This window comes from Streptomyces sp. NPDC051207, from assembly GCF_040682395.1.
GTDB lineage: Bacteria > Actinomycetota > Actinomycetes > Streptomycetales > Streptomycetaceae > Streptomyces.
Genome location: NZ_JBFBAX010000071.1, coordinates 1 through 3696 on the forward strand (window position 1 = coordinate 1; position 3696 = coordinate 3696).

3 protein-coding genes are annotated in these 3696 nt (G+C 70.5%); 2 read left to right on the plus strand and 1 reads right to left on the minus strand.

What is annotated here, in order from left to right; genetic code table 11:
- Window positions 1–139: 139 nt before the first annotated feature.
- Window positions 140–1465 (minus strand): PHB depolymerase family esterase, encoded by a 1326-nt coding sequence (locus tag AB0M97_RS30660; protein WP_365964245.1) that lies wholly within the window; start codon window positions 1463–1465, stop codon window positions 140–142.
- A 295-nt stretch (window positions 1466–1760) separates the two neighbouring features.
- Between AB0M97_RS30660 and AB0M97_RS30665 the strand changes: the two genes are divergently transcribed.
- Together AB0M97_RS30665 and AB0M97_RS30670 are read left to right on the plus strand one after the other, a co-directional pair.
- Window positions 1761–2744 carry a polysaccharide lyase family 1 protein gene (locus AB0M97_RS30665; RefSeq protein WP_365964246.1) on the plus strand — a complete coding sequence of 328 codons (984 nt, stop codon included), beginning with the start codon at window positions 1761–1763 and terminating at the stop codon, window positions 2742–2744.
- A 61-nt stretch (window positions 2745–2805) separates the two neighbouring features.
- Window positions 2806–3609 carry a pectate lyase gene (locus AB0M97_RS30670; protein WP_365964247.1) on the plus strand — a complete coding sequence of 268 codons (804 nt, stop codon included), beginning with the start codon at window positions 2806–2808 and terminating at the stop codon, window positions 3607–3609.
- Window positions 3610–3696 lie beyond the last annotated feature (87 nt).

Genomic DNA, 3696 nt, shown 5'->3' on the forward strand with positions numbered 1-3696 from the left:
CCACGAGCCGGTCGACTGGCGCATCCCGAACCTCGGCTGACGCCCGCCGCGCCGGGCCGGTCCGTCACCGGGCCGGCCCAGTGCCGCCCGGAGCGCCCGGGGGCGCGTCGCCCCCGGGCACCGGCCGTGCGAGAGGTGCTCAACCGGTCGAGCAGGCCGTCCCGTTGAGGGTGAACGCGGTCGGCGGCGCCGCGTTGCCCGTGTGGTTCGCCTGGTAGCCGATGCCGATGCTCGTGCCGGGTGCCAGGCGCGCGTTGTAGGAGGCGTTCACGGCGGTCACCGCGCCCGAGGACGGCGTGTACGTGGCTCCCCAGCCGCCGGTGACGGTCTGGCCCGCGGGCAGGGTGAAGCCGAGCCGCCAGCCGTCGACCGCGGTCGTGCCGGTGTTGGTGATCGTCACCGTGGCGGTCAGGCCGGTGTTCCAGGCGTTGGTGGTGACGGTCACCTTGCAGGGGCCGGGCTGCGGCTGGGGCGTGGGCCCGCCGCCACCGTCCAGGCCGAAGAAGGTCAGCGCGCGGGCGGCCATGCCGGTCGTGTAGAGGTTGTGGCCGACGCCCCGCAGGCTGATCGCCTCGACGGGGGCGCGGTCACCGGTGCCGCCGTAGCGGGTGCGGGTCCAGCCCGGCTGCGGGGTGTCGGTGACGGCCGGGGTCTGCGAGACGCCGAGGACGTTCGTCCACTGCTTGATCTCCTCGCCGAAGTTCGGGTAGCGCAGCGTGTCGTCCTCGGTGCCGTGCCACAGTTGCATGCGCGGCCGGGGCCCGCTGTGGCCGGGGTGGGCGCCGCGGACGAGATCGCCCCAGGCCTGCGGCGTGCGGGTCACGGTGCCGTTGGCGCAGGCGCTGTTCCACTCGGAGCCGTCGGTGGTGGCGAAGCAACCGAAGGGCACACCCGCGAAGGCGGCACCGGCCGCGAAGACGTCCGGGTAGTCGCCGAGCAGCACGTTGGTCATCATCGCGCCGGACGAGATGCCGGTGGCGAAGATCCGCGAGGTGTCGGCCTGGTAGGTGCGGACCACCCAGTCGACCATGGACTTGATGCCGACCGGGTCGCTGCCGCCGCCCCGGCGCAGCGCCTGCGGCGAGGAGACGTCGAAGCACTTGCTGGACCGGGTGACCGACGGGTAGACGACGATGTACCCGTGGCGGTCGGCCAGGGAGGCGAACTCGGTGCCGGAGTACATCGCCGGACCGGAGCCGGTGCAGTAGTGGACGGCCACGACGACGGCCGGGTTCGCGGTGACGCCGTCCGGGACGTAGACGTACATCCGCAGGTTGCTGGGGTTGCTGCCGAAGTCGGTGACCTCGGTGAGCTGGGCCGTCGGGACGGCCTGCGAGCGCGCGGCGGCCGAGGCCGGCGGCGCGCCGAGGACGGTGGCCACGAGTAACGGCAGGAGCGCGGCGACGAACGCGAGGACCGCCGGACGCAGCGGCCTCCTCACGCTGTGGGGGGCAGTGGTCAGCACGGGTGGTCCCTTTCCGGTGCGGATCGGAGGGCTGTGCGGCCAGCATCGTGGCATGCGCACGCCCGCTGTGGAAGCGCTCCCACGACCGCCGGGGAGAGTCGTGGCGACATGGCGCCGGGCGGCCGGACATGTTCTGCGCGAGGCGTTGACTAGAAAGCGCTTGCAGTCTACGTTCCGTTCAGGAGTGTGACCGACCCCCACACCGGCGCTCCCATTGTGGAGCACGGCGGTCACAGGACAACGCAATGTTCATATAGGTGAACAGCCAGCCCTTCCAGAAGGGACTCAACCCCGCATGCGTGCACACCCCCCACGTCCACGCGCACGAAGGACCGTACCGATGGTCGCGGCGGCAGCGGCGACGCTGGTGACGGCGGCCGTTCTCGCCGTCCCGCAGCCGGCCGCCGCCGCCGAGTCCTCACCCGTCGGCTTCGGCGCCGGCACGACCGGCGGCGGCAGCGCCCCGGCGGTCACCGTCTCCGGCCTCGACGCCTTCAGGGCGGCCGTCGCGGGCAGTACGGCCAAGGTGGTCAGGGTGAACGGCCTGATCCAGCTGAGCGGCCAGGTCGACATCGGCTCCAACACCACGGTCCTGGGCGTCGGTTCGTCGTCCGGCTTCACCGGCGGCGGGCTGCGGCTGAAGAACGTGTCCAACGTCGTCATCCGCAACCTGAACATCAGCAAGCCGGTCGCACCGGCCGACGGCATCACCGTCCAGGCGTCGAACAAGGTGTGGGTCGACCACAACTTCTTCTCGGCCGACCGCAGTCACGACAAGGACTACTACGACGGTCTCCTCGACATCACCCACGGCTCCGACAACGTGACGGTGTCCTGGAACACCTTCAAGGACCACTTCAAGGGCTCGCTCGTCGGCCACAGCGACAGCAACGCGTCCGAGGACAGCGGCCGCCTGAAGGTGACGTACCACCACAACTCGTTCAGCAACGTGTTCTCGCGCATCCCCAGCCTGCGGTTCGGCACCGGGCACTTCTACAACAACTACGTCTCCGGCGCCGACACCGCCTGTCACTCGCGGATGGGCGCGCAGATGCTGGTCGAGAACAACGTCTTCCGCTCGACGAAGATCGCTGTCACCACGAGCCGCAGCAGCGACGTCGACGGATACGCCAACCTGCGCGGCAACGATCTCGGCGGAGCCGCGACCGAGGTCTCGCGGGTCGGCACCTTCACCAGCCCGCCCTACGGCTACACCGCCGAGCCCGCCTCGTCCGTCGTCGCCTCGGTGACGTCCGGCGCGGGGGCGGGAAAGCTCTGACATCCCTCGCACGCGAGCCGTCACCCCCCACCCCTCACCCCACGACAGAAGGAAACGGGACATGACTTCTGCGACACGACCGCGCGCACAGGGCCGCGCGCTGACCGGGGCGCTGGCCGCACTCGGCCTCTCCCTTGGCATGATCATGACCACCGGCGCCCCGTCGGCGAGCGCCGCGACCTGGCCGACGGCCAACGGCAGCCAGGCGGTCTCCTCCACCATCTCGGTGTCCGGCACCAAGGACTACGGGATGAAGCGCCTCTACGGCTCCGGAGCCCTGGGCGACGGCGGCCAGGGCGAGGACCAGGGCCCGATCCTCCAGCTGGAGCCGGGCGCCGTCCTGAAGAACGTCATCCTCGGCGCGCCCGCCGCCGACGGCGTCCACTGCAAGGGCAGCTGCACACTGCAGAACGTCTGGTGGGAGGACGTCGGCGAGGACGCGGCGACCTTCCGCGGCTCCTCGTCGTCCAACGTGTACACCGTCACCGGCGGCGGCGCGAAGGAGGCGAGCGACAAGGTGTTCCAGTTCAACGGCGCCGGCACGCTCAACGTGTCGAACTTCGCCGTCAAGAACTTCGGCACCTTCGTCCGCTCCTGCGGCAACTGCTCCACGCAGTACAAGCGGACGATCAACCTCAACACCGTCGAGGTCGCCTGGAGGGGCAGCCGCATCGTCGGCATCAACACCAACTACGGCGACAGCGCGACTCTGCGGAACATCACCATCGTCGGGGACACCGACCGCAAGATCGTGCCCTGCCAGAAGTACATCGGCAACGACGACGGCGACGAGCCGACACAGAACGGCTCGGGTCCCGACGGCACCTACTGCAAGTACTCGTCCTCGGACATCGTCTACAAGTGAGACACCCCCCACGGTGAAGGCGGCCGTGCGCAGCGGGGTACGCCGATGCCGACGCCGAGGAGCCGGTCGGGGGCGATGTCCGCGCTG